General features: G+C 51.2%; 25 protein-coding genes. 12 read left to right on the top strand and 13 right to left on the bottom strand.

The genetic code is table 11. The annotated features are described in order from the left end of the window. The first annotated feature begins 42 nt into the window (after positions 1-42). From ccmD to XMM383_RS06800, 9 genes are read left to right on the top strand one after another with little or no spacing between them, the layout of a single operon-like run. Positions 43-222 carry a heme exporter protein CcmD gene (gene ccmD / locus XMM383_RS06840; protein ID WP_173480386.1) on the top strand — a complete coding sequence of 60 codons (180 nt, stop codon included), beginning with the start codon at positions 43-45 and terminating at the stop codon, positions 220-222. Then, positions 219-680, top strand: coding sequence for a cytochrome c maturation protein CcmE (ccmE, locus tag XMM383_RS06835; protein ID WP_173480387.1), 462 nt, complete (start codon positions 219-221; stop codon positions 678-680). Before ccmD ends, ccmE begins: the two co-directional genes overlap by 4 nt. Further along, positions 677-2,638 carry a heme lyase CcmF/NrfE family subunit gene (locus tag XMM383_RS06830; RefSeq protein WP_173494734.1) on the top strand — a complete coding sequence of 654 codons (1,962 nt, stop codon included), beginning with the start codon at positions 677-679 and terminating at the stop codon, positions 2,636-2,638. Before ccmE ends, XMM383_RS06830 begins: the two co-directional genes overlap by 4 nt. A 9-nt stretch (positions 2,639-2,647) precedes the next feature. Next, entirely contained in the window at positions 2,648-3,181 is a 534-nt protein-coding gene (locus XMM383_RS06825; RefSeq protein ID WP_173480389.1) for a DsbE family thiol:disulfide interchange protein, read from the top strand. Then, positions 3,178-3,639, top strand: coding sequence for a cytochrome c-type biogenesis protein (locus XMM383_RS06820; RefSeq protein WP_173488516.1), 462 nt, complete (start codon positions 3,178-3,180; stop codon positions 3,637-3,639). Before XMM383_RS06825 ends, XMM383_RS06820 begins: the two co-directional genes overlap by 4 nt. Next, positions 3,639-4,886: a c-type cytochrome biogenesis protein CcmI gene (gene ccmI, locus XMM383_RS06815; protein ID WP_173482865.1), complete on the top strand. Its 1,248-nt coding sequence runs from the start codon at positions 3,639-3,641 to the stop codon at positions 4,884-4,886. Before XMM383_RS06820 ends, ccmI begins: the two co-directional genes overlap by 1 nt. Positions 4,887-4,932: 46 nt before the next feature. Beyond that, on the top strand, positions 4,933-6,558 hold the full coding sequence (locus XMM383_RS06810; protein ID WP_173494733.1) for a cell division protein ZipA C-terminal FtsZ-binding domain-containing protein: 1,626 nt from the start codon (positions 4,933-4,935) through the stop codon (positions 6,556-6,558). A gap of 11 nt (positions 6,559-6,569) precedes the next feature. Beyond that, on the top strand, positions 6,570-8,897 hold the full coding sequence (gene ligA / locus XMM383_RS06805) for an NAD-dependent DNA ligase LigA (protein ID WP_173494732.1): 2,328 nt from the start codon (positions 6,570-6,572) through the stop codon (positions 8,895-8,897). Further along, a complete protein-coding gene (locus XMM383_RS06800; RefSeq protein ID WP_371731417.1) occupies positions 8,897-9,148 on the top strand; it encodes a YheU family protein in 252 nt (83 codons plus the stop codon). The genes ligA and XMM383_RS06800 overlap by 1 nt, the downstream gene beginning before the upstream one ends. A gap of 45 nt (positions 9,149-9,193) precedes the next feature. On the opposite strand, the gene mnmC is transcribed toward XMM383_RS06800, so the two are convergent. From mnmC to galU, 4 genes are read right to left on the bottom strand one after another with little or no spacing between them, the layout of a single operon-like run. Then, positions 9,194-11,161: a bifunctional tRNA (5-methylaminomethyl-2-thiouridine)(34)-methyltransferase MnmD/FAD-dependent 5-carboxymethylaminomethyl-2-thiouridine(34) oxidoreductase MnmC gene (mnmC, locus tag XMM383_RS06795; protein ID WP_173483864.1), complete on the bottom strand. Its 1,968-nt coding sequence runs from the start codon at positions 11,159-11,161 to the stop codon at positions 9,194-9,196. 15 nt (positions 11,162-11,176) lie between these two features. Beyond that, positions 11,177-12,442: a UDP-glucose/GDP-mannose dehydrogenase family protein gene (locus XMM383_RS06790; protein ID WP_173480395.1), complete on the bottom strand. Its 1,266-nt coding sequence runs from the start codon at positions 12,440-12,442 to the stop codon at positions 11,177-11,179. Further along, positions 12,439-14,058 (bottom strand): glucose-6-phosphate isomerase, encoded by a 1,620-nt coding sequence (pgi, locus tag XMM383_RS06785; protein WP_173480396.1) that lies wholly within the window; start codon positions 14,056-14,058, stop codon positions 12,439-12,441. Before pgi ends, XMM383_RS06790 begins: the two co-directional genes overlap by 4 nt. Positions 14,059-14,067: 9 nt before the next feature. After that, entirely contained in the window at positions 14,068-14,946 is an 879-nt protein-coding gene (gene galU, locus XMM383_RS06780; RefSeq protein WP_173482860.1) for a UTP--glucose-1-phosphate uridylyltransferase GalU, read from the bottom strand. Between the two features lie 130 nt (positions 14,947-15,076). Between galU and XMM383_RS06775 the strand changes: the two genes are divergently transcribed. Then, entirely contained in the window at positions 15,077-16,855 is a 1,779-nt protein-coding gene (locus XMM383_RS06775; RefSeq protein WP_173494731.1) for an O-antigen ligase, read from the top strand. Here the strand turns inward: XMM383_RS06775 and XMM383_RS06770 are convergent. From XMM383_RS06770 to tsaD, 9 genes are read right to left on the bottom strand one after another with little or no spacing between them, the layout of a single operon-like run. Beyond that, positions 16,840-17,211: a Na+/H+ antiporter subunit G gene (locus XMM383_RS06770; protein ID WP_173480399.1), complete on the bottom strand. Its 372-nt coding sequence runs from the start codon at positions 17,209-17,211 to the stop codon at positions 16,840-16,842. The two genes, XMM383_RS06775 and XMM383_RS06770, sit on opposite strands and share 16 nt — an antisense overlap. A 19-nt stretch (positions 17,212-17,230) precedes the next feature. Then, positions 17,231-17,500 (bottom strand): K+/H+ antiporter subunit F, encoded by a 270-nt coding sequence (locus tag XMM383_RS06765; protein ID WP_173480400.1) that lies wholly within the window; start codon positions 17,498-17,500, stop codon positions 17,231-17,233. After that, a complete protein-coding gene (locus XMM383_RS06760) occupies positions 17,494-17,991 on the bottom strand; it encodes a Na+/H+ antiporter subunit E (protein ID WP_173482858.1) in 498 nt (165 codons plus the stop codon). The genes XMM383_RS06765 and XMM383_RS06760 overlap by 7 nt, the downstream gene beginning before the upstream one ends. Beyond that, a complete protein-coding gene (locus tag XMM383_RS06755; RefSeq protein WP_173494730.1) occupies positions 17,988-19,499 on the bottom strand; it encodes a monovalent cation/H+ antiporter subunit D in 1,512 nt (503 codons plus the stop codon). Before XMM383_RS06755 ends, XMM383_RS06760 begins: the two co-directional genes overlap by 4 nt. Further along, positions 19,496-19,840: a Na+/H+ antiporter subunit C gene (locus XMM383_RS06750; RefSeq protein WP_173494729.1), complete on the bottom strand. Its 345-nt coding sequence runs from the start codon at positions 19,838-19,840 to the stop codon at positions 19,496-19,498. The genes XMM383_RS06755 and XMM383_RS06750 overlap by 4 nt, the downstream gene beginning before the upstream one ends. Then, positions 19,840-22,632, bottom strand: coding sequence for a monovalent cation/H+ antiporter subunit A (locus tag XMM383_RS06745; RefSeq protein WP_173483868.1), 2,793 nt, complete (start codon positions 22,630-22,632; stop codon positions 19,840-19,842). The genes XMM383_RS06750 and XMM383_RS06745 overlap by 1 nt, the downstream gene beginning before the upstream one ends. Before the next feature lie 43 nt (positions 22,633-22,675). Beyond that, positions 22,676-23,155 (bottom strand): 2-amino-4-hydroxy-6-hydroxymethyldihydropteridine diphosphokinase, encoded by a 480-nt coding sequence (gene folK / locus XMM383_RS06740; protein ID WP_173483869.1) that lies wholly within the window; start codon positions 23,153-23,155, stop codon positions 22,676-22,678. After that, positions 23,155-23,514 carry a dihydroneopterin aldolase gene (gene folB / locus XMM383_RS06735; protein WP_173480406.1) on the bottom strand — a complete coding sequence of 120 codons (360 nt, stop codon included), beginning with the start codon at positions 23,512-23,514 and terminating at the stop codon, positions 23,155-23,157. The genes folK and folB overlap by 1 nt, the downstream gene beginning before the upstream one ends. Next, on the bottom strand, positions 23,511-24,560 hold the full coding sequence (gene tsaD, locus XMM383_RS06730) for a tRNA (adenosine(37)-N6)-threonylcarbamoyltransferase complex transferase subunit TsaD (RefSeq protein ID WP_173480407.1): 1,050 nt from the start codon (positions 24,558-24,560) through the stop codon (positions 23,511-23,513). Before tsaD ends, folB begins: the two co-directional genes overlap by 4 nt. A gap of 175 nt (positions 24,561-24,735) precedes the next feature. On the opposite strand from tsaD, the gene rpsU reads away from it, so the two are divergent. Continuing rightward, positions 24,736-24,951: a 30S ribosomal protein S21 gene (rpsU, locus tag XMM383_RS06725; RefSeq protein WP_169451420.1), complete on the top strand. Its 216-nt coding sequence runs from the start codon at positions 24,736-24,738 to the stop codon at positions 24,949-24,951. Positions 24,952-25,021: 70 nt separating this feature from the next. Beyond that, positions 25,022-25,465 carry a GatB/YqeY domain-containing protein gene (locus tag XMM383_RS06720; protein ID WP_173494728.1) on the top strand — a complete coding sequence of 148 codons (444 nt, stop codon included), beginning with the start codon at positions 25,022-25,024 and terminating at the stop codon, positions 25,463-25,465. Positions 25,466-25,474: the final 9 nt, after the last annotated feature.

The following is a 25,474-nucleotide window of genomic DNA, read 5'->3' as shown; positions in this document are numbered from 1 at the left end:
AAATGACACTACCTTACAGCCAACTCAAATTTTAGGTGAACTATGGCGTTTGAAACCTTTGCAGATTTTTTAAATATGGGCGGTCATGGCCTGTATGTCTGGTTAAGTTATGGGCTGGGTCTGCTGACCATCGCACTCTGCCTTTATCTGCCCATTATTCAAGGCCGCGAGACTCGTCGTTCGCTTCGCCGCCGCATTCAACGTGAAAGTGTTAAGTCATGAATCCAAAACGTAAAAAGCGATTAATCATTGTTCTTATGATTGTATTTGGCGCCAGTGCCGCGATCGGTCTGACGATGTATGCACTGAGTCAAAACATTAACCTATTCTACTCTCCGACTCAGATTGCCAAGGGTGAAGCCCCTGCAGACACCCGTATTCGTGCCGGCGGCATGGTCGTTGAAGGCAGTGTGAAACGCGATCCAAACTCGTTGCGTGTTACCTTTGAGGTGACCGACTACGAGAACAAGGTTGCCATTGAGTACAGCGGTATTCTTCCTGATCTGTTCCGTGAAGGGCAGGGCATTGTTGCGCAGGGTAAACTTGACGCCTCTGGCACACTGCAAGCCGTTGAAGTTCTTGCGAAGCATGACGAAAACTACATGCCGCCTGAAGTGGCAGAAGCGTTAGAGAAGAGCGGTAAGATGCCGATGCCTTCAAAAGAGGAGTTCAACAAGTGATTGCCGAACTGGGAACCTACTCTCTAATCTTAGCTATGTTTTTAAGCATTCTGCTGTCGGTTGTTCCGATGGTAGGTGCTCAGCGTTCGAGCCTTTTGTTAGTCAGCTACGCTCGCCCGCTGACGATCGGTGTAACTTTTTTTGTTGGTCTGGCCTTTGCTTTTCTGGTCTACGCCTTCTTAACCAACGACTTCAGTGTTGAGTACGTTGCCAATAACTCTAATACGGCCCTACCTTGGTACTACCGTGTCAGTGCAGTATGGGGTGGTCATGAGGGGTCTCTTCTACTTTGGGTACTGACCCTTGCTGGCTGGACGTTAGCCGTTGCTCTGAAGAGTAAAGCGTTGCCGTTGGACATTATTGGTCGCGTTTTAGGTGTGTTAGGCATCATTACGACCGGTTTTCTGTCGTTCGTCATCTTTACCTCAAGCCCGTTCGAGCGTCTTTTACCTCGTTCTCCGGCACAGGGTGCAGACCTTAACCCACTGCTTCAAGATTTTGGTTTGATTGTTCACCCTCCAATGCTCTACATGGGCTATGTTGGCTTCTCAGTTGCGTTTGCCTTTGCTATTGCGGCCCTGTTGAGCGGACGTATGGATGCCGCTTGGGCACGCTGGTCACGTCCATGGACGAACGTTGCTTGGGCATTCCTGACGCTGGGTATTGCACTAGGCAGTTGGTGGGCCTACTACGAACTTGGTTGGGGCGGCTGGTGGTTCTGGGATCCAGTCGAAAACGCGTCATTGATGCCGTGGCTAGTTGGCACTGCATTGATTCACAGCCTGGCAGTCACTGAAAAACGTGGCGTCTTTAAAAGCTGGACGCTACTGCTTGCGATCTTTGCCTTCTCGTTAAGTCTGTTAGGAACCTTCTTAGTTCGTTCCGGCGTTCTGACCTCGGTGCATGCCTTTGCATCGGATCCAGCACGTGGTTTCTACATTCTGGTCATGCTTGCGGTTGCCATTGGGGGATCGCTTCTACTGTACGGTATTCGTGCCGCTCAGGTGAAGAGTGACTCTAGCTTTACCTTGGTCTCGCGTGAAACCCTGCTGTTGGTCAACAACGTTCTACTGACAGTCATCGCATTCACAGTGCTACTAGGCACCCTCTATCCTCTGCTTATTGATGCACTGGGTATGGGTAAAATGTCGGTTGGACCTCCCTACTTCAATGCTTTGACGGTTCCTTTAGGCGCTCTGCTGATGGTTGCTCTGGGTGTCGGTGCGCTGGTGCGTTGGCGTCAAACCGATGCGACGCAACTGTTTAAACGTCTGATCGGTCCTTTAGTGCTTGCTGTCGTCTTTGGCGTCGCAACCATGATGATTCGTGGTGGCGAGGGTTGGGATCACTGGACATATGTGGGCATTATTCTGGCCTACTGGATCGTATTCTGTGCACTGGTCGATCTATACGATCGTGCTGGTAAGCGTTCAGGTTCACTCTTTGCCTCACTGAAAAAACTGCCTCGTGCTTACTGGGGTATGCATTTGGCACATTTGGGAATGGCTGTTCTTGCGGTGGGTATCGCGATGGTCTCTGCGTTTACTGAACATCGTGATCTGCGTATGGCGCCCGGTGATCGCCAAGAGGTTGGGCAGTATGTGTTTGAATTTAAAGGTATCGAGCACGTTGAAGGACCTAACTACACCTCTGACAAGGGTGTTATCAACGTCTACCAGGATGGTCAGCTCTACGAAGTCATGACACCCGAGAAGCGTCTCTACACCGCCCGTGGCAACGTGATGACCGAAGCGTCGATTGATGCGGGTCTATTTAGAGATCTCTATGTGGCACTGGGTGAGCCTCTAGAGGGCGGGGCTTGGGCGATTCGTCTCCAGTTTAAACCCTATGTTCGCTGGCTCTGGTTGGGCGGTCTGTTGATGACCTTTGGTGGTTTCCTCGCGGCGATGGATAAACGTTACCGTAAGATGTCGCAACGCGATGCGAAATTGGCCTAAGGAGTCGTCATGAAGAAACTGTTTCTATTTGCTCCGCTGGCGCTCTTTATCGGCTTAGGCTTTTTCCTTTGGAAGGGCCTATATCTAGATCCTCGCGAACTGCCCTCAGCACTGTTGAACAAGCCGATGCCTGAGTTTGAGTTGACCTCTGTTACTGATCCAAGTCGCAAGCTGACGGTGGACGATTTTAAAGGCGATATCGCACTGGTTAATGTCTGGGCTACTTGGTGTCCCACCTGTAAAGAGGAGCACGCCTTCCTTAATCAGTTGGCCAGCCAGGGTGTCACCATTTATGGCATCAACTATAAAGACGATTTAACCAAAGCGAATGATTGGTTACGTCGCTACCTAGACCCTTACAAAGAGGTTGTTTTCGATCCTCAGGGCCGTCTAGGATTGGATCTAGGAGTCTACGGTGCTCCAGAGACCTACGTGATCGATCAGCAGGGCGTTATTCGTTACCGTCATGTTGGTGCGGTGGATGCAACAGTTTGGCAGGATCTCTCGTCCGTCATCGAGACGATCAAGGGTGAAGCCTCATGATTCGCGCACTGTTTCTGTTGGTTCTGCTCTCGACCTCTAGCTTTGCAGCCATTGATACCCACAACTTTAAATCGGTGGAAGATGAGAAACGTTTCCATGCATTAGCGGCTGAACTACGTTGTCCGAAGTGTCAAAACCAGAATATCGCTGATTCCGATTCCCCAATCGCAAAAGACCTACGCACCGAGGTGTTTCGTATGATCGATGAGGGTGCTGAAGATGAGACCATCATCGATTTTATGGTGACTCGCTACGGTGACTTTGTTCTCTATCGCCCCAAAATGAACAGCCAGACTTGGTTGCTATGGAATGGGCCGTTTTTAGTATTGGGCTTTGGTGTGTTAGTGATTTTAGCGGTTGTATGGCAGCGCCGTTCGCGTCGAAAAGTGAGCGAGGCAGCGCTAAGCTCTGATGATCAGGCACGTCTCGATGCGCTTTTAAAACAGGATAAAGAGTAATGTTGTATTTGTGGTTGGGTATTGCGCTGTTATCGGTCGTAGCAATTCTGTTTGTTATCTACCCGGTTTGGAAACAGTTCAAAGATAAAGTCGATACGGTCGTTACCTCTGACCCGCAACGCGATAACGTCGAAGTCTTTAAAGATCGTCTTCAGGAGTTGGAGCAAGAGGTCGCATCGGGATCATTGTCACAAGAAGACTTTGCCGTTCTTAAAACAGAGCTTGAAAAGAACTTGCTGATTGATGCCAGCACGGAGAGTCGTTCGCTCAGTTCCGAATCGATCTCAACTAAACAGTTTATGGCTGCCTCTTTTATCGCGTTAGTGGTGGTGGTTGCTTCATTAGGGCTTTACGCCAAAGTCGGTAGTGCACCAGCGCTAGAAGTGGCACTGAACATGTCTGAAGATCCATTTGATGGTCGTCAGCCCACGCTGCAAGAAGCGATTGATCAGCTGCGTAAAGAGCTGGAGCTACAACCCGCAAACCCAGAAGGTTGGTATCTGTTAGCCAGCACGCTGATGGGCCAACAAGATTATCAGGGTGCGTTAGAGGCTTATCAAAATACCTTAGCCTACCTCACGCCTCAGGATGTTCAGTACGCGACAGTGATGGGGCAGTTGGCTCAGTCTATGTTCTTCGTTGCCGGTGGCATGACGCCTGAAGTTCGTGACCAAGTTGATAAAACGCTAGCGGCGGAACCGTTCGAAATCACAGCACTAGGCATTTTGGGAATCGATGCCTTTGAGCGTAAGGCCTATCGCGATGCGATTGGCTTCTGGTCAACAGCGCTAATCAATGCCGATGGTGCTTCTGCTCAGTCGTTACAGAATGGCGTTGAGCGTGCTCGAAATGAGTTAATCGCCTTGGGTGAAGATGTCAGCGATATCGAAATGCCTGCGATGGCGGCTATACCCGTAAAAGTTTCAGTGGCTGCTGAACTGCTCGCTAATGTACCAGCAGAGACGCCAGTCTTCATTGTTGCGCGTCCTTTAGAGGGTGGTATGCCACTGGCAGGTGTGCGTTTAACGGCGGCCGATTTGCCGGTTGAGTTGGTGTTAAGTGATGCCAATGCGATGACACCTCAAGCCCGTCTATCGGGTTATGAGACCGTTTCAGTCAGCGCCCGAATCAGCCTCAGTGGTGATGTGACTCCACAGCCAGGCGATATGATTGCGGAAATCACTGATATACCTACAAAAGGTTTGTCTCAACCACTAGAAATAGTGGTCTCTGAAGTTGTAAAGTAGGGGTTTACAAAAAGCATAAATTTCAGTGGTTCAAGGATAGCGTTTAATGGAGTTAAGAGATTGGTTGATGGCGGCAGGTGCCGTGCTGATTCTGCTTATCCTTGTCGATGGATGGCGACGTATCAGCGGTGGCTCCAATCGAATCCGCATGAAGATCGATCCCTCCTCTGAATCGACTGACACTGATGAAATTGCCGATAAACATAATCCTGAACTGCCTAACGGGGGTGCTCGAGTAAAGCGCAAAGTTGAGCGCCCCGATATCGATGCCTTAATGGCAGCCGAAGCTCAGCAAGCCAGTCAAACTGAAGACCCACTTGATAGTCTAACGGCGCAGCCTGAACAATCCTCTGTTGAAGCTGAGCCAGTGATTGATGACCCTCTCGCTGATCTTCGAGTCGATGATCTTGAGCCCGATCCATTTGATAGCCTATCGGATGAAGGTATCGTATCGGCTCCTCGCAAAACCAATCTTAAGCCCAGTGAGCCGACGCTCTCTATTGACAGCCCTGAGTCTGAGAACAGCCCTGAGCTTGAGAGCAGTCCTGAGCCTGTAAGTAGCCTTGAGCTTGAGAACAGTCCTGAGCCTGAAGATAGCACTGAGCCTGAAGAAACGCTTGAGCAACCCATCGAAGAAGCCGTTCTAGAAGAGTCTGTCCAAGAAGAGGCAATCCAAGAGGAAGCCGTTCAGGAAGAGCCCGCAGCACCTGAAGTTGAAATTGCTGACGAGTCACCTGAAGAGGCGCTTGAACAAGAGATTACAGTCGAACAGACTGCAGAGCCAGAGCCAGAGCCAGAGCCAGAGCCAGAGCCAGAGCCAGAGCCAGAGCCAGAGCCAGAGCCAGAGCCAGAGGCTGAACCCGTTGCAGAACAACCTGTCGGTCACGTCGATGACCTATTTGGCCTAGATCTTGATCGCCCAATTCATGAGTTGGTCGATGCGGGCGCCAAAAAAGAGAAACCGGCTCGTAAACGCAAATCACCTGCCAAAAAGCCGGAACCAGAGGCCAGTGAGTTCGATCAGCTCCTTGAGCCTAATGTGGATGCCGTTGATGAACCGCTTGAGGATATTGAATCACTGGTGAGCTCGCTGCCAGAGATCGAAGAGCCTGAGCTGATCGACCAGGCTGAAGCGATACAGGACTCCGAGACTCAAGAGGCTGCAGTCGCCGCTGCATCTCCATCGACCGGACGACAGTTCCGTGAACTTGACCTCAGTGATCCAGAAACCCGCTTGGTTGTCTTTGTTGTTGCACCCAAGGGTGGCTCCCTGTCGGGTGCTCATATTCAAACCGTGGTTGAACGCTGTGGTATGGAGTTTGGTCAGATGGATCTTTTCCATCGTTTCGAAGACAACAGTGATCACTCACCGATTCAATTTACCATGAGTGATGTGGGTGAACCTGGCTCATTCAATATAGAGACCTTGGCTGACCATGAGACGCCTGCGGTCACCTTCTTTATGTCGATGACCGAACCACGTGATCCTTCCTACGCGGTTGATTGCATGTTGGCCACGGCGGAGACTCTGGCTAAGGCACTGGGTGGCGAGATGCTCGACAGTGATCGTTCAGTGATGCGTCCCCAAACTCAGGAGCACTATCGTGAGTTGGTGAAGGCCTACAAGCTTCGTTCACGCGCTAAGAGCCGTCGTACTCGCAAATCCAAATAAGTCCAAACCTTATGTCGATTGAACAACAGATTCTGGAGCTCAGAGAGCAGCTCCAACAGCACGCCTATCGCTATTATGTACTCGATGACCCCTCGGTCACGGATGCTGAGTATGACCACCTCTATCGCCAACTCGAAGCATTCGAAGCAGACCACCCTGAGCTAGTTACCGCGGATTCGCCAACTCAACGTGTCGGCGCTAAACCCGAGGGTGGCTTCGCTGAAGTGGTACACGAGATCCCTATGCTGAGTCTGAGCAACCAGTTCAATCGTGATGACGTTCATGCATTCTACCGTCGTGCTCAAGAGGGGTTGGACAGCGATGCCTCGCTGGCGATTACGCTTGAACCCAAACTGGATGGTCTGGCCGTCAGCATCCTCTATGAGAATGGCTTTTTGGTTAGAGCAGCGACCCGTGGTGATGGCTCTACCGGTGAGGATATCACCAGCAACGTACGCACCATCCAAAGTGTCCCTCTGAAATTGATGGGAGCGGGTTGGCCAGAGCGTATTGAAGTGCGTGGCGAGGTCTATATGCCGCGGGCTGGGTTTGAAGCGCTCAATCAACAGGCTCGTGAGACGGGTCAAAAGAGCTTTGTGAATCCGCGTAATGCTGCAGCAGGCAGCCTGCGTCAGCTCGACCCATCGATTACCGCCAGTCGTCCTTTGACCTTCTGCTGTTATGGAACGGGCGTTGGTTCCGATGAGCTGCCTGATAGTTACTATGAGACCTTGCAGTTAATTAATAGCTGGGGCCTCAAGATCAGTGATCAAATCGCTCGTGTTGAGGGCGCGGATGCCTGTTTCGACTACATCGAGGCTCTGGGTGCTAAACGTGACGCTCTCCCTTATGACATAGATGGCGTGGTATTGAAGTGCGATTCGCGAGAGGTGCAAGAGACCCTAGGTTTCCGCTCACGTGATCCTCGCTGGGCTACGGCGTTTAAGTACCCTGCCCAAGAGGAGGTGACACAGCTTCTCGATGTTGATTTCCAAGTTGGCCGTACAGGTGCTGTGACCCCTGTTGCTCGTTTAGAACCCGTATTCGTCGGTGGAGTCACGGTCAGTAATGCCACCCTACACAACATGGACGAGATCGCGCGACTGGATGCGAAAGTAGGGGATTGGGTTGTTATTCGCCGCGCAGGTGATGTTATTCCGCAAATCGTCAAAGTGGCAACCGATCGTCGCACCGGTGATGAACAACCGATTGCTATCCCTTCTGCTTGTCCTGTGTGTGGCTCTGAGGTGGAGCGTGTGCAGCTCGTTAAGCGCAGCAAAGGACAGGAGCAGAAGGTCGAAGGTTCGGTCTACCGTTGTGTTGGGCGCCTCAGTTGCAGTGCCCAGTTGAAGCAGGCGTTGATCCACTTCGTCTCTCGTAAAGCGCTCGATATTGATGGTCTGGGCGACAAGGCGATTGAACAACTGGTGGATCGTGAGCTGGTTAAATCACCTGCGGATCTGTTTAGACTGACCAAAGATCAGGTGTTAACCCTAGAGGGATATGCTGAGCTGTCAGCGCAAAACCTGATCGATGCGGTCGGTCAGTCTAAAACCATCTCTCTAGCTCGCTTTATCTATGCCCTCGGTATTCCTGAAGTAGGGGAAGAGACGGCTCGAACTTTAGCGCTAAGTTTGGGGACGCTTGAACGAATTCGTCAGGCGCAGTCTCGTACGTTGACCCTTCTTCCAGATATTGGTCTGGAAGTAGCCCATGAGATTACCCACTTTATGGCGGAGGAACATAACCAGAAGGTTCTGGATGATCTCCTGTCGTTAGGCATTCAACTGGAAGAGCAGGAGCAGATTGCCGCCAAGCTGCAGGCCAGTGTCAGCTTTGCTGAGCTGATTGAGGGGTCTAACATTAAAGGTGTAGCAGCGACCGGTGCTAAGGCTTTGGCAGCCCATTTTGAAACAGTCGAAGCGCTTTTGGCTGCAGATGAAGATGCGCTTAAAGCTGTGCCTAAATTGAGTAGTCGTGCGGCAGCTGGCGTCCTAGAAGCGATCCAAGATGAGACTTGGTGCCAACAGTTGCAGCGTTTTGAAACGCAGCTGATTGAGTTCGGTATGCATTGGTACTCTGAGAGAAGGGTCAGCGACGCCAGTGCGCCATTAGAAGGGCAGACTTGGGTGCTTACTGGTACGCTTGAAACTATGGGACGCAGTGAAGCGAAAGCGCTTCTTCAAGAGATGGGTGCGAAGGTCTCTGGCAGTGTCTCGTCCAAAACGGATGCGGTGGTCGCAGGACCCGGTGCTGGGTCCAAATTGGCCAAAGCAGAGCAGTTGGGCATCCGCGTGCTAGATGAAAATGAATTTAACCAGTTGTTAGGAAGAGTGTAGTGATTGTTCCAGCGAATATGCTTTCGGATGATGCCCTACGTGGCATGATCGAAGAGTTTGTTACCCGTGATGGGACAGACTACGGTGAACAGGAAGTGAGTCTTGAAGAGCGTGTCGAAGAGGTGAGAGAGCAGATCCTTACCGGTAAAGCGCTGATCATGTTCGACAGTAAAACCGAGACCACAACCATTATCCCTGCTGAAGATCTTGCCAAGATTCAGCAGCAGAACGCAGAGCAAGCCTCAGAATAAGCGATTAGCTGATTAAACCTGGCTCAAGCTTACTAGCGGTTCGCATTAGCCTTTTGAATGAGCCGCTCTAATCAGATCGCGGATCGCAAATCGCTGTGGCGATAAGATATCCACCAACTCCTGCTCTAAGGGGTAGGGCTGGTGGGTGATTTGCGCGGCAATGATCTCCGCTGCGATAGGGCAGGTGATCAACCCTTTAGAGCCATGCCCCACACTGACATAGAGCCCCTCAAGCCAAGGCGCTGTGTCATTGAACTCTGTACTGGCATCGACACTTAAGCGCTGGTACTGCTCAACCAATTTCTCTGTATCACACAAAGCCCCGACCATCGGCAGGTAGTCGCGAGTCCCTGCTCGCTGCGATGCTCGTCCAGAGAGTTCTCTGTTTTGCACCGATTCAGACAGCTCAGGCAGCGCCCGTTCAAGAAGATCTAAGTTGTGTTGGTGCTCTGCCTGTTTCAGATCCTGACTAGTGTCATTCACCTTAAATGAGGCGCCAAAACAGTACTGTCCATTCAGAGCCGGTGAAATGTACCCCTCACCGCACACCACGGTTTTTAAGTTCGGTGTCTCTTCGGATGAGCACCAGCTGGTCTGGCCACGAATAGGCTTCAGATCAAGCTTCGCTAACCCTGTTAGTAGCTCTGTCTCATACGCACTGCAGATAACCACCTGTGAATAGGCTTCACCGTTGATTAGCCATTGGCTGCCGTCACGCTCAAGGGTTTCAATGGGGCAGTTAAAGTGGCTGCGAATATTGTCATGTTTGAGTAGATAGTCGACCAGTTTAGGAGGCGATGCCCAACCCGCGTCTGGAAAATAGAGTGCTGAATGTTCTGTGACGGTACCTGCCAGTTCAGACGCCTCTTCTGCAGATACCCGTTTAACCAGCGATTCAGGGTAGTTGTTTGCTTCGATCAACTTCTGCTGCAGTTTTTGATCTTTTTCACTGACAGCGAGCTGTAACACCCCACACAGATCGGCGTGCTGTTGGTCATCAAGGTTTAATGCCTTGAGTTGATTGACGGTGAACTGCAGGCCGTTGGCGTGGACGCGGGATGCCGCAGTCGGCACCGCCGGTAACTTGGCATAGAGCGCCCCTTGTGGGTTACCGGAGCCGCCCGTTGCGGGTTTCGGTGCTCGCTCATAGAGATCAACCTCTATGCCCCGCTCAGCTAATGCGTGAGCAACGCTAGCACCGGCAAGCCCAGCCCCGATGACAGCGCAGTTTTTGCCTCTCTCTTGAGCAGTCGGGCGAGCTAACCATGGCTTAGTCTGCGACTGTGAATCTCTGGCCTGAATAAATTGGCCGTGAATCATCTCTCGCTTTCGGCCGAATCCAGGAATCTTTTTGATCTCAAAACCCACCGATTGCAGGCCTCGTTTAACGATGCCGGCAGAAGTAAAAGTCGCAAAACTGGTGTTCTCACTGCTCAATCTGGCCAGCTGTTTAAACAGACCTTCGTGCCACATCTCAGGGTTTTTTGACGGAGCGAACCCATCTAAGAACCATGCATCCACTCTGGCGTCGATCTGCGACAGTTGTTGGGCTGCATCGCCGAATAGGAGCCATAACTGAATTCTCCCGTTGTCGAAGCTTAATTGGTGAAACCCAGGTAGAGCAGCAGGCCATAGCCTCACCAGTTGATCAACGCCCTCTGCGAACGGCTCTTTTGCACCAATGGGTGTCAATGCGCGCTTAAGATCAGCGAGGCGCATTGGGTACTTTTCACAACTGATGAAGTGCAGTGTTTGCTGCGGTTTAGCCGTCGTTAAAAAATGGTGACGAGCTACTAGGAAATTAAGTCCGGTACCAAATCCGGTTTCACCAATGGTGAACATTGGCTTGTCGAGTGATGCTAGTCTCTCTGGAAGCTGATTGGATTGAATGAACACATGCTCAGTCTCGGCGATACCATCTTCAACACTGAAGTAGATATCACCAAACTGAGTCGACTCGGGTTGTTCGTCACGCCAGTTCAGCTGGGCGTGTTCAATCTTTTTATCGGTCACAGCAACCTTTTGAAATTAGGCGTTGGTTAAACAGCTGCGTCCCATACAGTAGTAGGTTATGCCTGCTGATTGGACGCGGTTTGGATCATACAGATTGCGCCCATCAATGATAAGAGGATTCTCCAACTGGGAGGCGATGCGATTGAAGTCGGGTGATGCGTACTCTGGCCAGGCCGTCAGTACCAACAGCGCATCGGCGCCCTCACAGGCGTCGTAGTTATGCGTCATCAGTTGTATCTGCTGGTTGCCTGGATAGCGCGCGGCTAGTGTCTGTAGCGCTTCAGGATCATGGATCTGTAGTTTAGCCCCCTGCGCCAACAGTGCATCGATGACGCGCAGTGCTGGTGAGGTCTCAACGTCGGCCACACCTGGCTTGAATGCAACTCCCCAGATAGCAAAGGTCTTGTTACTTAGGTCACACTGATAGTGTTGCCACAGGGTTCTAAATGGCCACTCTTTATTGACCTCATTCTGCTGCAGTAGGGTGTCGACAAAGACAGAGCCCTTCTGTTCACTGAGCAGTGTTGATAGTCCTTCTAGATATTGGGTGAACTGCTGACCACCAAATCCAGAGCCTGGTTGCAGGTAGTGGCTACCGATACGCACATCGGTCGTCATGCCACGGCGAATCGCATCAATATCGATACCCAGTTGATCGCACAGTCCCGCCATCTCGTTGATGTAGCCTAGACGGAGCGCCAAGATACCGGTGATCGCATACTTAACGAACTCGGCCTCACGGCGTGTCATGCGTTGAATGGCTCTCTGCCCTAGGTGGAAGGGGCGTAACAGGCTTAGCAGTAGATCTGTTGCTACCTCGTGCTCACTGCCGATCAGTAGAGCCTGAGGGTTGGCAAACTGCTGCATCGCTTGGCCTGCTTGCAATACATCGGGGAAGTAGACGACGTACTGCCCTTTGCTCTCATCCAGCATCGACTGCAGCTCATCGCTGGCGCCAACCCCAAAGTTACTCTGGTTAATCAGAAGCAGAGGTTTGTCAGATTCGGCTAAACGCTCGACCAGCGTTTTCGCTTCATCGAAAGCGCTCGACTCCATGGCTATCCAGTGAACATCGGACTCTAGGGCTTTATGAGGGTCGATAATCAGACGCTGATTAAACTCGGCTGCTTGGATGCTGGTAAGAAGTCCTGGCTCAGATCGCAGGTGGCTCTCAATGGGTTCGTTATCGGCGACCGCGTGGTAGATGTCATTACCATAGGCAGCCAATTGCGCACGGGCAATCCATGCGCTGAGTTCGTGTCCCCAAACGCTGATCTTCATTGTCCGTTACCTCGCAAATTTTGAATCTCATTCAGAAGTCCCTCGGTAGCCGGGTCGTACTGATGGTCGGCACTTTGGTTGAGTGCAGTAATTAGATCGTTCGCCACTTTTTTACCCAGCTCAACACCCCACTGGTCAAATGGGTTGATGCCCCAGATAACTGCTTGGACGTAGACCTTGTGTTCATAGAGGGCAATCAGGCTGCCTAAGTTGTAAGGCGTTAGCTCATCCAGCATCAGAACCGTGCTGGGCTGGTTGCCGAAGTAGCGTTGCCAGGCTGGACGCTCAACACCATCGGTCAGCGCTGCATCGCCTAGCGCAAGCACTCGAGCTTGAGCTAAACAGTTGGCCAGCGCCAGTTGGTGCTGCTCTTGCAGTGAGCTCTCACGATCGACGTAGCGGCGTGCAGGGACAATAAAGTCACACATCACACGCTCAGTACCCTGGTGAAGAAGCTGGTAAAACGCATGCTGTGCATTCGGGCCAATTTCACCCCAAAGAATCGGACAGGTACGCTGTGCAATCGAGTTTCCATCAATGCCAACACTCTTGCCGTTACTCTCCATCTCCAACTGCTCTAGATAAGCGGGAAGATGGGCTAATCGACCGTCATACGGCAAGATCGCATGGGCATGAATGTCCTGGAAGTTGATGTTCCAGATACCGATCAGCGCCAGAAGAACCGGAAGGTTATAGGCAAACTCCGCCTCTTCGAAATGTTTGTCCATGCTGTGTGCACCAGCCAGCAGATCACGGAAGCCCTGCATCCCTATGCTGATAGCAATCGGTAGGCCGATCGCGGACCAGAGAGAGTAGCGCCCGCCGGTCCACTCCCAAAACTCAAGCAGTGTCTCTTCAGAAAGGCCCCAAGCGACGGCTTTTTCAGGAGCAGCAGTGACCCCAATAAAGTGCTGCTTGATCAGCAGCTCACGATTTAGACCGCTACGCTCTTGTAGCCAATCCACCGCAGTTGCCGCGTTAGCTAGCGTATCAATGGTGCCAAAGGATTTAGACGACAGAACAAATAGAGTGGTTTCAGAATCCAGCTCGAGCAAAAGATTCGAGAGCTGACTGCCATCCATAGAGGAGACAAAGTGCAAACCGATGTTCAATGACGCTTCTGGTCGGAACTGGTGGGTCGCTTCACACACCATCAACGGCCCAAGATCAGAGCCCCCGACACCGATGTTGACAACGTCGGTGATCGGTTTCCCCGTGTAGCCACGCCACTGCCCCTGATGGATCTGGTCAACAAACTGCTCCATGCGATCCAAGGTTTTGTGAACATCACTGACAACATCTTGGTCATCGACTCGGAGCTGTGCACTTTTAGGAAGACGAAGGGCAGAGTGAAGCGCCGCTCTGTCTTCTGTGTTGTTGACGTGCTCACCTTGTAACAGCGCTTTGATGGCTGACGGAAGCTGCTTCTCGTCGGCCAGTGCAAGTAGCTCATTCATCACCTGAGCATCAATGCGCTGACGACTGAGGTCCATCAACATCCCTTCATGTCGGAACGAGAGTGATTCAAAGCGTTGATCGGTATCGATCAATTCACGAAGATGCTGTGCACTCAGGCGTGCAGCTGATTGTTCCAGTTTCGACCAAGCTTGAGTCATATCGACCTCTTAGAGTTGCTTCTTAGCTAGGAAGTCACGCATCGCATCAGCGGTTTCAGGGTGCTTCAAACCGAATGCAAGGTTAGCTTGTAGAAGACCCGCTTTGTTACCACAGTCATAGACGGTGCCGCGCATGCTGTAGGCCTCCATTGTTGATTCTGACAGTAGCTCAAGCATCGCATCGGTCAGTTGGATTTCGCCGCCGGCACCGGGTTGTGTCGTCTTCAACAGCTCCATCACACGGTTAGGCAGAATGTAACGACCGACAATCGCTTGGTTTGATGGCGCTTGATCGACGGGTGGTTTCTCAACCATGCCATGAATTGGGGCGCCTGTGCCGGCGGTCAACTGTTGGCCGCCGCAATCAACGATACCGTAACGATCCACATGTTCCTGTGGTACGCCCTCTACCATGATCTGGCCAGAACCGTTTTTCTGGTAACGTTTCACCATCTCAGAGAAGTCGCTGGCAAGACCCTCATCGTCAATCACCATATCGGGCAGCATGACGGCAAAGTCCTCTGAACCAATGACGTGGGCAGCACACAACACCGCATGCCCCAAACCTTTTGCACTAGGTTGGCGCACAGAGATGACCTCGATGCCCTTTGGTAGTGAGTTCTCTACCGCATTCAAAAGAGCAGTCTTATTCTTAAGGGCAAGCATCTGCTCTAGCTCGTAGTTGGCATCGAAATGGTTTTCGATCGACTCTTTGCCCGAGCGTGTCACCAAAACAATCTGGCGAAATCCTGCGCGTGCGGCCTCTTCCACGACGTGTTGGATAACCGGTTTATCGACGACGGGCAGCATCTCTTTAGGAATGGCTTTAGAGGCTGGAAGAACTCGAGTACCGAGGCCGGCAACGGGGATGATCACTTTAGAGAGCATTGAATTTCCTTTATCAACAAATCTACTTTGTAGGTATAACTGTCATTATAAGCATAAATGCACGACAATTTTCTTACATGTGCTATTACTTAATAGTCATCAGCTATTTACCCAAACTTACGGAGATTACATGCAACTATTGGGCCAAGATTCAGATGAGAGTCGTGCATCTAAAGTTTTAACGATTCTTTTGAGCCTGCTGTTTCTGGTTGCGCCCTTCTATTACCAAGACAATTTAGGTGGTGAAGGGTTGAATCTACCGTTTAATGCGGTGGTCTGGTTGCCGGTGCTCTTTATCATTGCGGGCGCCATTTTCAAGATTATAGAGTCAGGTGAATGGGTGCGTCCAAACTACCTTTGGTTAATTTTAGCGATGCCGATAGGGCTCTACCTGACGGGATTTGTCTCAGGTATGGATCGCCCCGGCGAGTGGCTGATTCGACTCGGTGTGGTGTTTGGCGGTATCGCGCTCTGGTTCTCTGTGTTGCAGTATCGACTCAGTGAGCAACAGATGAATCAGTTGCTCTATCTGTTATTGGCGTCGATGTTGATTCATGCTCTGGTCGGCCTGGTACAGATGATTTCACACCCACTGTTTAGAGGTTGGGTGCCTATCTCATCGGGCAATCGACTGCTGGGGATGTTCCAGCAACCCAATTTACAAGCCTCATTGATGGCAACGGCGGTGGCGCTAGCGCTTTGGTTAGCGACTACGAAAACCTTCAGTGAACAGCGCTGGCCGCAAAAATCAGCGCTGTTTCTGACGCTGTTTCTAGCGTCACTAGAGGTCGCCGCATCCGGTTCTAGGGTCGGTTTGATCGGTGCTTTGCTGGCACTATTGTTGATTTGCGCAGGGCGCATTAAAGCACTAATCAGTCAGCCGCTACTGGCGATTGCGTTGGCATTCACACTGGGAACCGGAGCTATTGCCGGTTATCAAGCCAATGATGGTGCACTGCAGGCCTACAATAAGATCGAAAAACTGGCAGAGGAGGGTAAGGATGCTCGTCCTCATATCTATCGTATCGCACTGGATGTGTTTGAACGCTCGCCGCTGTTTGGTCACGGCATCGGTAGCTTCCAGTCTGAATTCCAAAAAGAGCGTGTCACCTACTATCAGACAACGGACGCTTCAGCGGTCGATGGAAGTCCTCGATTCTCCCATCCTCATAATGAACTGCTGTTTTGGATGGACGAGGGCGGCTTGGTCGCACTGCTGGCCATTGGTATCGCGGTCTTAGGGGTTGTGTTGCAGTTGATCCGTTTAGGGTGGGGAGAGGGGTTGGCGCTTGCCGCACTGCTATTACCCATCGCTCTGCATACCCAGACAGAGTTACCTTTTTATATTTCAACATACCACTGGATTCTACTGACACTGCTGTTAGCCGTGCTCTTCTCGTACCGCACTCTTATCAAACCGGTCAAACTCTCGCTGGGTGCGACGGCTCTTTTGAAAGGTAGTCCACTATTCATTGTGCCGATTATGGTGCTCTTTTTGGTTCACTCGCTGTTGTCGCAGACCGGAATCATGCAGTACTACAAACATCGCGGCACTGAGCCCACCCATTTGAGGTTCGCGCTCAACAATGTCTACTTTAAAGAGTTGGGTGAGTACTTTGTAATGCGCTCTTCACTCTATGGTGCGATAGAGCATCAAGATCAGAATGCTGTATTGGGCTTTATTGAGTGGGGCGAAGCTTATCTTGAACAGATACCGGATATTCAACTCTATAGAGATGTGGCGATTGCTCGTCAGAATATTGGGGATGAGGAGGGTGCGCTAGCGCTGATTGATCAAGCAAAAGCGATCTACCCTAAGGATCGATCCATCGAAGATACTCACCGTCGATTAGAGGCCGGTGAGCAGTTGGTTACATCGAGCCTAGCCTTGCTTCAATCCGAAGAGTGATTGGGGGCTTCTCGATCCCTAGCTACTTCAATCAGTTCCGCGTTTTTGGTCTTGTCGATCTGTTTTAAGCGCTGATGCATGGCTGTTTTGGCTAACAGGTGCCCTGTCAAAGGGGCGCTGATGAACAGGAACAGCGTGATCAAGAGTTGCTGCACACTTAATGAACCCTGATCGAACAGAGTGAATAGCATTGATGCAATCAAGATCGCACCCATACCGAGGGTGGTCGCTTTTGTAGGCGCGTGCAAACGAGTGTAAACGTCAGGAAGACGAATCAGACCCAGTGAGCCAATCAGAATTAACGATCCTCCTAGCAGTAGTAGCAGAGATAGGATCAGTTCAATCGCAAAATTCATAGTTCTTCTGTCCTATCCCTTACTCAATGATATCGCCGCGCAGAAGGTATTTGCAGAGCGCGGCCGTGCTGACAAAGCCAAGCATGGCGATTAACAGTGCGGCTTCAAAGTTGATGGAGCTGGCTTGCACAATGCCATAGATCAGAATCAAACCAATACTGTTAATGTAGAGCGTATCCAAGCTCAGAATGCGCTCGGGCAACGAGGGGCCTCTGACTAAACTGTAAGTGTTCATGATAAGAGCGATGCTGATCATGACGAGAACGATTTTAAGGCTGATCTCTAACATTGGAATATCTCCTTCAGCGGGGTCTCGTAACGCTGTTTAATCTCATCAATCAACGCTTGCTCGTCGGGAAGATCAAGGGCGTGTATGTAAAGCCACTCTCGATCCTTGCTCACTTCGGCACTCAAGGTTCCAGGCGTCAGTGATATGGTTGAGGCAAGCAGGGTGATCGGTAGATCCCCCGTTAAGTTAAGCGGGTAGGCGATAAAACCAGGTTGCAGTGCTTTGGTTGGCCCTAGAATCAATTTGGCTACCGCAAGATTGGCGACCACGATATCCCACAGTAATACCAGAATGTATCTGATCAGTTTTAGCGGTCTCTTAACCGCCATCTGTTGAGTCTGTAGAGGTTCTGTCAGTAGTGGGATTCCCAAGGCTAGGATCAACCCCAGCACTATTTGCCCGAGCGAGAAACTGTTGTTCATCAGCAACCAGACAATTAACAGAACCAGTGATAAGAAGGGGCGTGGTAGCCAAGATCGTACGAAACTCATCGTTGCACTCCTTTAGCCATAATCTGTGTCGGGTCCTGCTCAAACGCTCGTAACTGCTCAACAGTTGCGTCTGTGTACTGGGTGATTGGGCCGGCAAATAGGCTCATCAACGGTGCAGCGCTCAGCAGTATGCCGACCGCAATAAATTTACGCGTTGCTGAGGCCTTGCTGCTATCCGGTTTGCCGTTGGAACGCCAAAACAGTGTCGATCCGGCGCGTGAAAAGGCGACCAGTGCTGCCAAACTGCCGATCAATAACAGCGGCCAAGCCCAGACCAGTGCCGAGCTGCTGTCGATCGACTTCATGATCAAAAACTTACCAATAAAGCCCGACAGTGGTGGCATGCCGATCAGAGTTAGAGCTGCAATGAAAAAGAGTATCCCAATGCCCATCGGCTGCGCCAAAGAGCGACCGGCCACGATTCGGTCAAACGAGCGTTCACGCTGCTCAGCGATAATGTCCCCGATTAGGAAGAAAGCAGCGCCCGCTAGCGTAGAGTGAACGGCGTAATAGAGCGCTGCTGATAGCGAGTTTGCACTGCCAAAACCGACGGCCACCAACAGCGTGCCGACAGACAAAATGACTAAGTGAGCGGCTAGACGTTTCACGCTCGGTGCTGAAATAACCCCCAGAGTTGCCATCACCAGTGTGCCGAGCGCCAATACCCAGATCCAATCCTGTCCTAGATCGGTTAGAGCACCAGCGCTGTCACCAAAGATCAGGTTTTGAACGCGAATGATTGAGTAGATGCCCACTTTGGTCATGATGGCAAAGAGCGCCACAACGGGGCCTGGGGCCGATGCGTAGGTTCTTGGTAGCCAAAATTGTAGAGGCAGTAGCGCCGCTTTCAGAGCGAACACCGAGAGCAGCATCATGCCGCCAATCTTAGTCAGTTGAATCTCAGACTCATTAAGCTCACGTACTCGCAGCGCCATATCGGCCATGTTTAGGGTGCCGAGCGTGCCGTAGATGATGCCTAACGCAAACAGAAAGATCGCAGAGCCGACAAGGTTCAGGAAAACATAGTGCACAGCTGCACTGGTTTTGTGTTTTCCGCCACCGTGAATCAGTAGAGAGTAAGAGGCGATCAGCAGGATCTCAAAAAAGACGAATAGGTTGAATATATCCCCTGTCAGAAAAGCACCGTTGATCCCCATCGCTTGGAACATCATCAATGGGTAGAAGTAGCGCCCTTGGTTATCGTCACCTGCGCTGGCATAGAGATTGGCCGATAGCAGTAGAAGTGAGGTCAGCATAACCATCAAGCTCGATAGGCGATCTCCAACTAGCTGGATGCCGAACGGCGCATCCCAGTTACCCAGTGCATAAAGCGTTACATTACCTGCTGATGCTGACATGAGCAGAGCGACTGAGAGGATCACCAGAGTGAGCGAACCTAACAGGCTGATGACACGTTGGCGTTCGATGCTTTTTTCAAAAACAGGCAGTAACTGCAGCGTGGCTAACAGAAGCGGCAGAATGATAGGCAGAGTGATTAGGTGGTTCATTTCTGATCTCCACTCTGTTCTGGTAGTCGGCCATCGACATGGTCGTTACCTAGGTCGGCACGTGCGCGAATAGCAAGGATGACCGCGAAGGCGGTCATCGCAAAACCGATAACAATGGCGGTAAGAACCAGCGCCTGCGGAACAGGGTCCGGTGTTGCTAGGCCAGATTTCAATACCGCGGCACCATCAAGGACAAGTCTGCCGGCGGAAAAAATAAACAGGTTCACGGCGTAAGAGAGCACCGTTAAACCAAGTACCACTGGGAAAGTACGACCACGAAGTACCAGAAATACCCCCACAGCGGTGAGTAGGCCAATAATCAAACTGATCAGTAGCTCCATTATTTAGACTCCTCTGGACGTGCGTGGGTCGTTAATGCGCCTAGATTCCCGAGTATAAGTAGGGTGGATCCAATGACGGTTAGGTAGACCCCTAGATCAAACAGCATGGCACTGGCCAACTCGAACTTTCCGATACCCGGCAGATAGAAGTAATCAAACCACGAACTTAAGAAGGGGTAGCCAAACAGCCAGCTGCCCATTCCCGTAGCGCCTGCGATGATCAAACCGACAGAGATCAGCCACTGGTAGTTCAGTTTCGAGCGTTCGCGCATGAAATCGACACCGTTGGCGATGTACTGCAGGATCAGTGCTACAGCGGTTACTAGACCGGCAATAAAGCCACCACCTGGCAGGTTGTGGCCACGTAAGAAGATGTAAGCCGACACCAAAAGTGCTAAAGGAAGCAGTGCTCTTGAGACGGTCGCAAGCATCATCGGGTGGTGATCGTTGCTCCAAGGTATGCCGTTAAGATCAGCTGATGGCATGAAGAGTTTCATGCGTGCGATCAGTTTGTAGATACCTAAACCGGCAATGCCCAGTACGGTGATCTCGCCAAAGGTATCAAAGCCCCTGAAGTCGACCAGAATCACGTTGACCACATTGGTACCACCACCGCCTATTTTTGAATTGGCGATGAAGAAGTCGGCAATCGAGGTTTGCGGATGCGTCATCATGGCGTAACTAATGGTTGCCATCACACCACCAATCAAGGTTGCCAAACCAAGATCACGTACCACCGATGAGGGGCTAGCGGCTTTTGCAGTGACCTGTGGTAAGAAGAAGAGTGCGAGCATCAACAGTATCACCGTGACCACTTCAACTGAGAGTTGAGTCAGTGCTAGGTCAGGTGCTGAGAAGCGGGCAAAGATAAGCGAGACGATTAAGCCGACGACCGAGACAGCAATCAGTGCGATCATCCGTTTGCGGTGCCAGATCAGCGTCACCAGTGTGGAGACGACCAAAATGATGGTAGCGACGATGCTAATACCATCGACCGGCAGCAGTGGGCGTGCTCCCTCTAAATTGATCAGCTTCGTCATTGGAACCGTCGTAAAGAGCGCAACACTCAAGATGAACAGCATGGTGTAGCGTTGCAGCGATCCGTTCTCAAGTGTGCCGTAAATTCTTGTGGCAGCATCCACAATGCGCTTGATGTTTTGATCAAAGATCGCTTTAGCGTCTCGTTCAGGGAATTGCGCCTGAAACTCAAACAACTGCTTACGGGTCGCGTAGACGACAATGCCACCCAACAGTGCAATGAAACTCATCAGCAGTGGGAAGTTAAATCCGTGCCATATGGCCAAGCTGTAGTAGGGCGTCTCGCCTTGCAGCAGAGAGGTTGCAGCGCTGTGTAGAATCTCTGCAACTACCAGACCAGGGGCAATACCCACGACAAAACAGAGTGCGACCAGTATCTCGACCGGAATCTTCATGTAGCGTGGAGGCTCATGCGGTGTCTTAGGAAGATTGATCGGTTCACCGTTAAAGAAGACGTCATGAATGAAGCGCAACGAGTAGGCAACCGAAAAGATACCGGCAACAGTCGCTAGAACAGGCAGAATCCATGAGAGCGCACCCAGTGACCCCTGCTGTAGGGTCTCTGCAAAGAACATCTCTTTGGACAAGAAGCCGTTCAGTAGCGGTACCCCTGCCATGGCCAGTGCCGCGACCATCGCTAGCATTGCTGTGTGAGGCATGTATCTCCACAAGCCGTTCAGCTTGCGCATATCCCGTGAACCCGTCTCATGATCGATGATGCCCGCTGCCATGAACAGTGAGGCTTTAAAGGTCGCGTGGTTAATGATGTGGAAGGTAGCAGCGACCGCCGCAAGCTTTGAGTTTAAACCGAGTAGTAGCGTGATCAGACCTAAGTGACTGATAGTGGAGTAGGCGAGAAGCCCCTTAAGATCGTGCTTAAACAGAGCCATGTAAGCGCCAACCAGCAAGGTGGCAAGACCGGTCAAGGTGACGATCAAGAACCACATGTCGGTACCCGCAAGCGCCGGGTAGAGTCGAGCCATTAAAAAGATGCCCGCTTTCACCATGGTTGCTGAGTGAAGATAAGCAGAGACCGGCGTTGGCGCCGCCATTGCGTGGGGCAGCCAGAAGTGGAATGGGAACTGTGCCGACTTAGTAAAGGCTCCCAGAAGCACTAGGACTAGAATATAGGGGTAGAGCTCAGAGCCACGGATTAGATCCCCTTGAGCCAATACATCCGTCAGGTTGTAGCTGCCGACTACCTGGCCGATCAGCAAAATGCCTGCAAACAACGCCAAACCACCCATGCCAGTAATGGTCAGTGCCATGCGAGCACCTTTGCGCGCTTCGCTCTTGTGATTCCAGAAGCTGATCAACAAGAAGGAGCTGATGCTGGTCAGTTCCCAAAATAGCCAGAGTTGAATCAGGTTCTCTGACAGCACAATACCCAACATGGCGGTCATGAAGAGAATCAACATCGCATAGAAGCGCGGCATGTTGTCCTGCTCTGAGAGGTAGTAACGAGCATAGAGGATAACAAGAAGACCGATGCCTAAGATCAACAGGGCAAACAGCAGTGCAAACCCATCGAGTCGGAAGGCGAGTTCTAATCCGACTGCTGGAATCCATTCGAATCGCTCAATAAAACGCTCGCCATCGAGTACCGAGGGTGCGTAAGAGATCAGGGTAGCCATAGCGACCGCTGGCAGTGCGGCTGTTGCAAACGCGCAGGCCGTTCTCGACACCTTGTTGGCAGAAAGTGAAACGAACACCCCAATGAGTGTCAGTAGGGGGATCCAGAACAGGTTTAGCACCGAAGTAGACCTCTGAAATGTAAGGTTTTATCTTGTTTCTGATCTATAAAGAGTGCGGGTAAAGGGATTGATTTTCAAGCAACTGATCCCTTTTTTTATTCCATAATTCAATAAAGGTATAACCAAGCGTTGGGTGTTGCTGGTTTGGGCATAGATCGGCGGCTGGCAGTAACACGTGTGCGTAGTTTTCTAGGTCCTTGTGTGGCAGGTTGAACTGTTCAGATTCGACGATCTCTTGGTCAAAACAGAGCAGGTCGATGTCGAGAGCGCAGTAGCGACCACTCATTCGTCCCTGCTGAATCTCGATCGACTTCAGTGCACTAATCAAGGACTCTTGGTCTAGTTCTGTTTCAGCTTTGGTGACGAGATTGAGGTAGTCGGGTTGAGTAGGATCGATGGCGGAGCTTCGATAGCAGGGTGAGTGTTCGATGTTGCTGCAAAAGTGAGTGAGCTGCTCTAGGCCGGCGCGAATGTTGGATTCAGCATGATGGTTGCTACCGACGCCGAGCAGAATGTGGTGCACTAGAAACTTACTCCGCGAGCAATTCGAACGCCGACCAGTTCCGCTTCAGCTACGGCGATCGGTTTGCCGATTTCAAGACGCAGTCCAGGAATATTGAATTGAGCCATTAAGAACTCGGATAGATTTTCGGCGAGCGTCTCTAGTAGCTCCGCTTTGGCCTCTTGGCAGAACTGGATAACCGCTTCACTGACGGCGGCGTAATTGATAGAGGCCTCTAAATCATTGTTCTTGGCCGCGTCACGAATGTCGTTGGCCATCTCTAAATTGATCACCATAGGCTGAAGTTCTGTCCGCTCATGCGGATAGATGCCGATGATCGCTTCGAATCTAAGATTTTTTATAAAGATAGTGTCCATCATTGCACCTCTCCAACTGAACCAAGGGCTGGCAGTGTCTCCATTGGCCAGCGTGGCTGGGCTGTAATGGCGAGCGGTGAACGCTCTCCAGCCATCAAGCGCTGAGTGCCTGCATAGGCAATCATCGCGCCGTTGTCGGTACAGAACTTGGGGCGGGCGTAGAAGAGTTTAGCGCCCTCTTTTTTGGCCATATCGCCCAATTTTTTACGAAGTTTTTTGTTGGCGCTAACACCACCTGCGATCACCAGCTCTTTAAAACCGGTCTGTTGAATCGCACGGCGACACTTAATCGCCAATGTATCGACCACGGCATCTTCAAAACAGGCCGCAATGTCAGCTGAGGTTTGTTGATCCAGTTCGCCCATTTCGCGTTTTGCTGCTTCGACGGTGTTCAAGGTGAAGGTCTTTAAACCTGAGAAGCTAAAATCGAGCCCAGGACGATCGGTCATCGGTCTTGGGAAAGTATAGCGATCGCTGTTGCCATTTTCGGCCAGTTTGGCGATCAGCGGGCCACCAGGGTAGTCCAGCCCCATCATTTTGGCCGCTTTATCAAAGGCTTCGCCGGCTGCATCATCCAAAGATTCGCCCAGCAGTGAGTATTCGCCGATCCCTTTGACGCTGACGAGCTGGGTGTGGCCACCTGACACTAAAAGCGCGACAAAAGGAAAGCTGGGCGGTGTCTCCTCTAGCATCGGGGCTAATAGGTGGCCCTCCATGTGGTGGACGCCCACCGCAGGGATACCTAGAGCTAGAGCCAATGCCCGACCGGTAGAGGCACCGACCATCAGGGCACCAATTAGACCGGGGCCAGCCGTATAAGCAATGGCATCAATAGAGTGCAACGTACACTCTGCCTCTTTACAGACTTCTCTAATCAGTGGGATTAGCTTGCGCACGTGATCTCGCGAGGCGAGTTCTGGTACGACGCCACCATACTCGGCGTGCATCTCTACTTGCGAGTAGAGCGCGTCACCTAAAAGGCCGCGTTCGCTGTCATAGAGCGCTACGCCGGTTTCATCACAGGAGGTTTCAATACCGAGTACAAGCATTCAGAGCTGGCCTTAATCAGTGCTATTAATGGTGCCTCATATTATTCAGAAATCTGGCTAGTTAGTGAAGCGTTAAATTGCTTTACATCAGCTGTGGTGCTCTGTATTATTTGGCGCCCTCGGAAAATTACGTCCGAGGTTAATTTAAACCAAACTTGAAAGGTAATTGGAAAACATGCCAGCCGTTAAAGTTAAAGATAACGAGCCATTTGACGTTGCACTACGTCGTTTCAAACGTTCTTGCGAAAAAGCAGGTATCCTAGCTGAAGTTCGTAAACGTGAAGCGTACGAAAAGCCAACAACTGCTCGTAAGCGTGCAGCTGCAGCAGCAGTTAAGCGTCACGCTAAAAAGCTTCAGCGTGAAAACGCTCGTCGCGTTCGCCTTTACTAATTAAGTAAAGACGCAGACTAGATTCCTTGTGGTCGAGTCTTTGTAGTAAACGATAGATTAGGTTATTAAGATGTCTTCATTGAAGAGTCAGATTACTGATGAAATGAAGGTTGCAATGCGCGCTAAAGATAAAGTGCGTCTTGGAACGATCCGATTGATGCTGGCTGAGTTAAAGCGCATCGAAGTGGATGAGCGCATCGAACTTGATGATGATCGCGTGCTCGCGGTGCTAGACAAGATGGTCAAGCAGCGCAAAGACTCGATTGCCCAGTATCAGGCGGCTGAGCGTCCTGAACTGGCGGAAAAGGAGCAGCAAGAGACGGAGGTGATTAAAACTTTCTTGCCGCAGCCTCTCAGTGATGTAGAGATCGATTCAATTATCGATGCAGCAATTGCTGCAACCGATGCTTCCGGCATGCAGGCGATGGGCCAAGTAATGGCCATCATCAAGCCGCAACTTCAAGGTCGTGCCGACATGGGAGCCGTTTCAGGTAAGGTCAAAGCGAAACTCTGATAGAGTGTT

Origin of the sequence: Marinobacterium sp. xm-m-383 (assembly GCF_013283255.1) — a bacterium.
Lineage (GTDB): Bacteria > Pseudomonadota > Gammaproteobacteria > Pseudomonadales > Balneatricaceae > Marinobacterium_E.
This window is presented reverse-complemented; position numbering and strand designations above follow the sequence as displayed.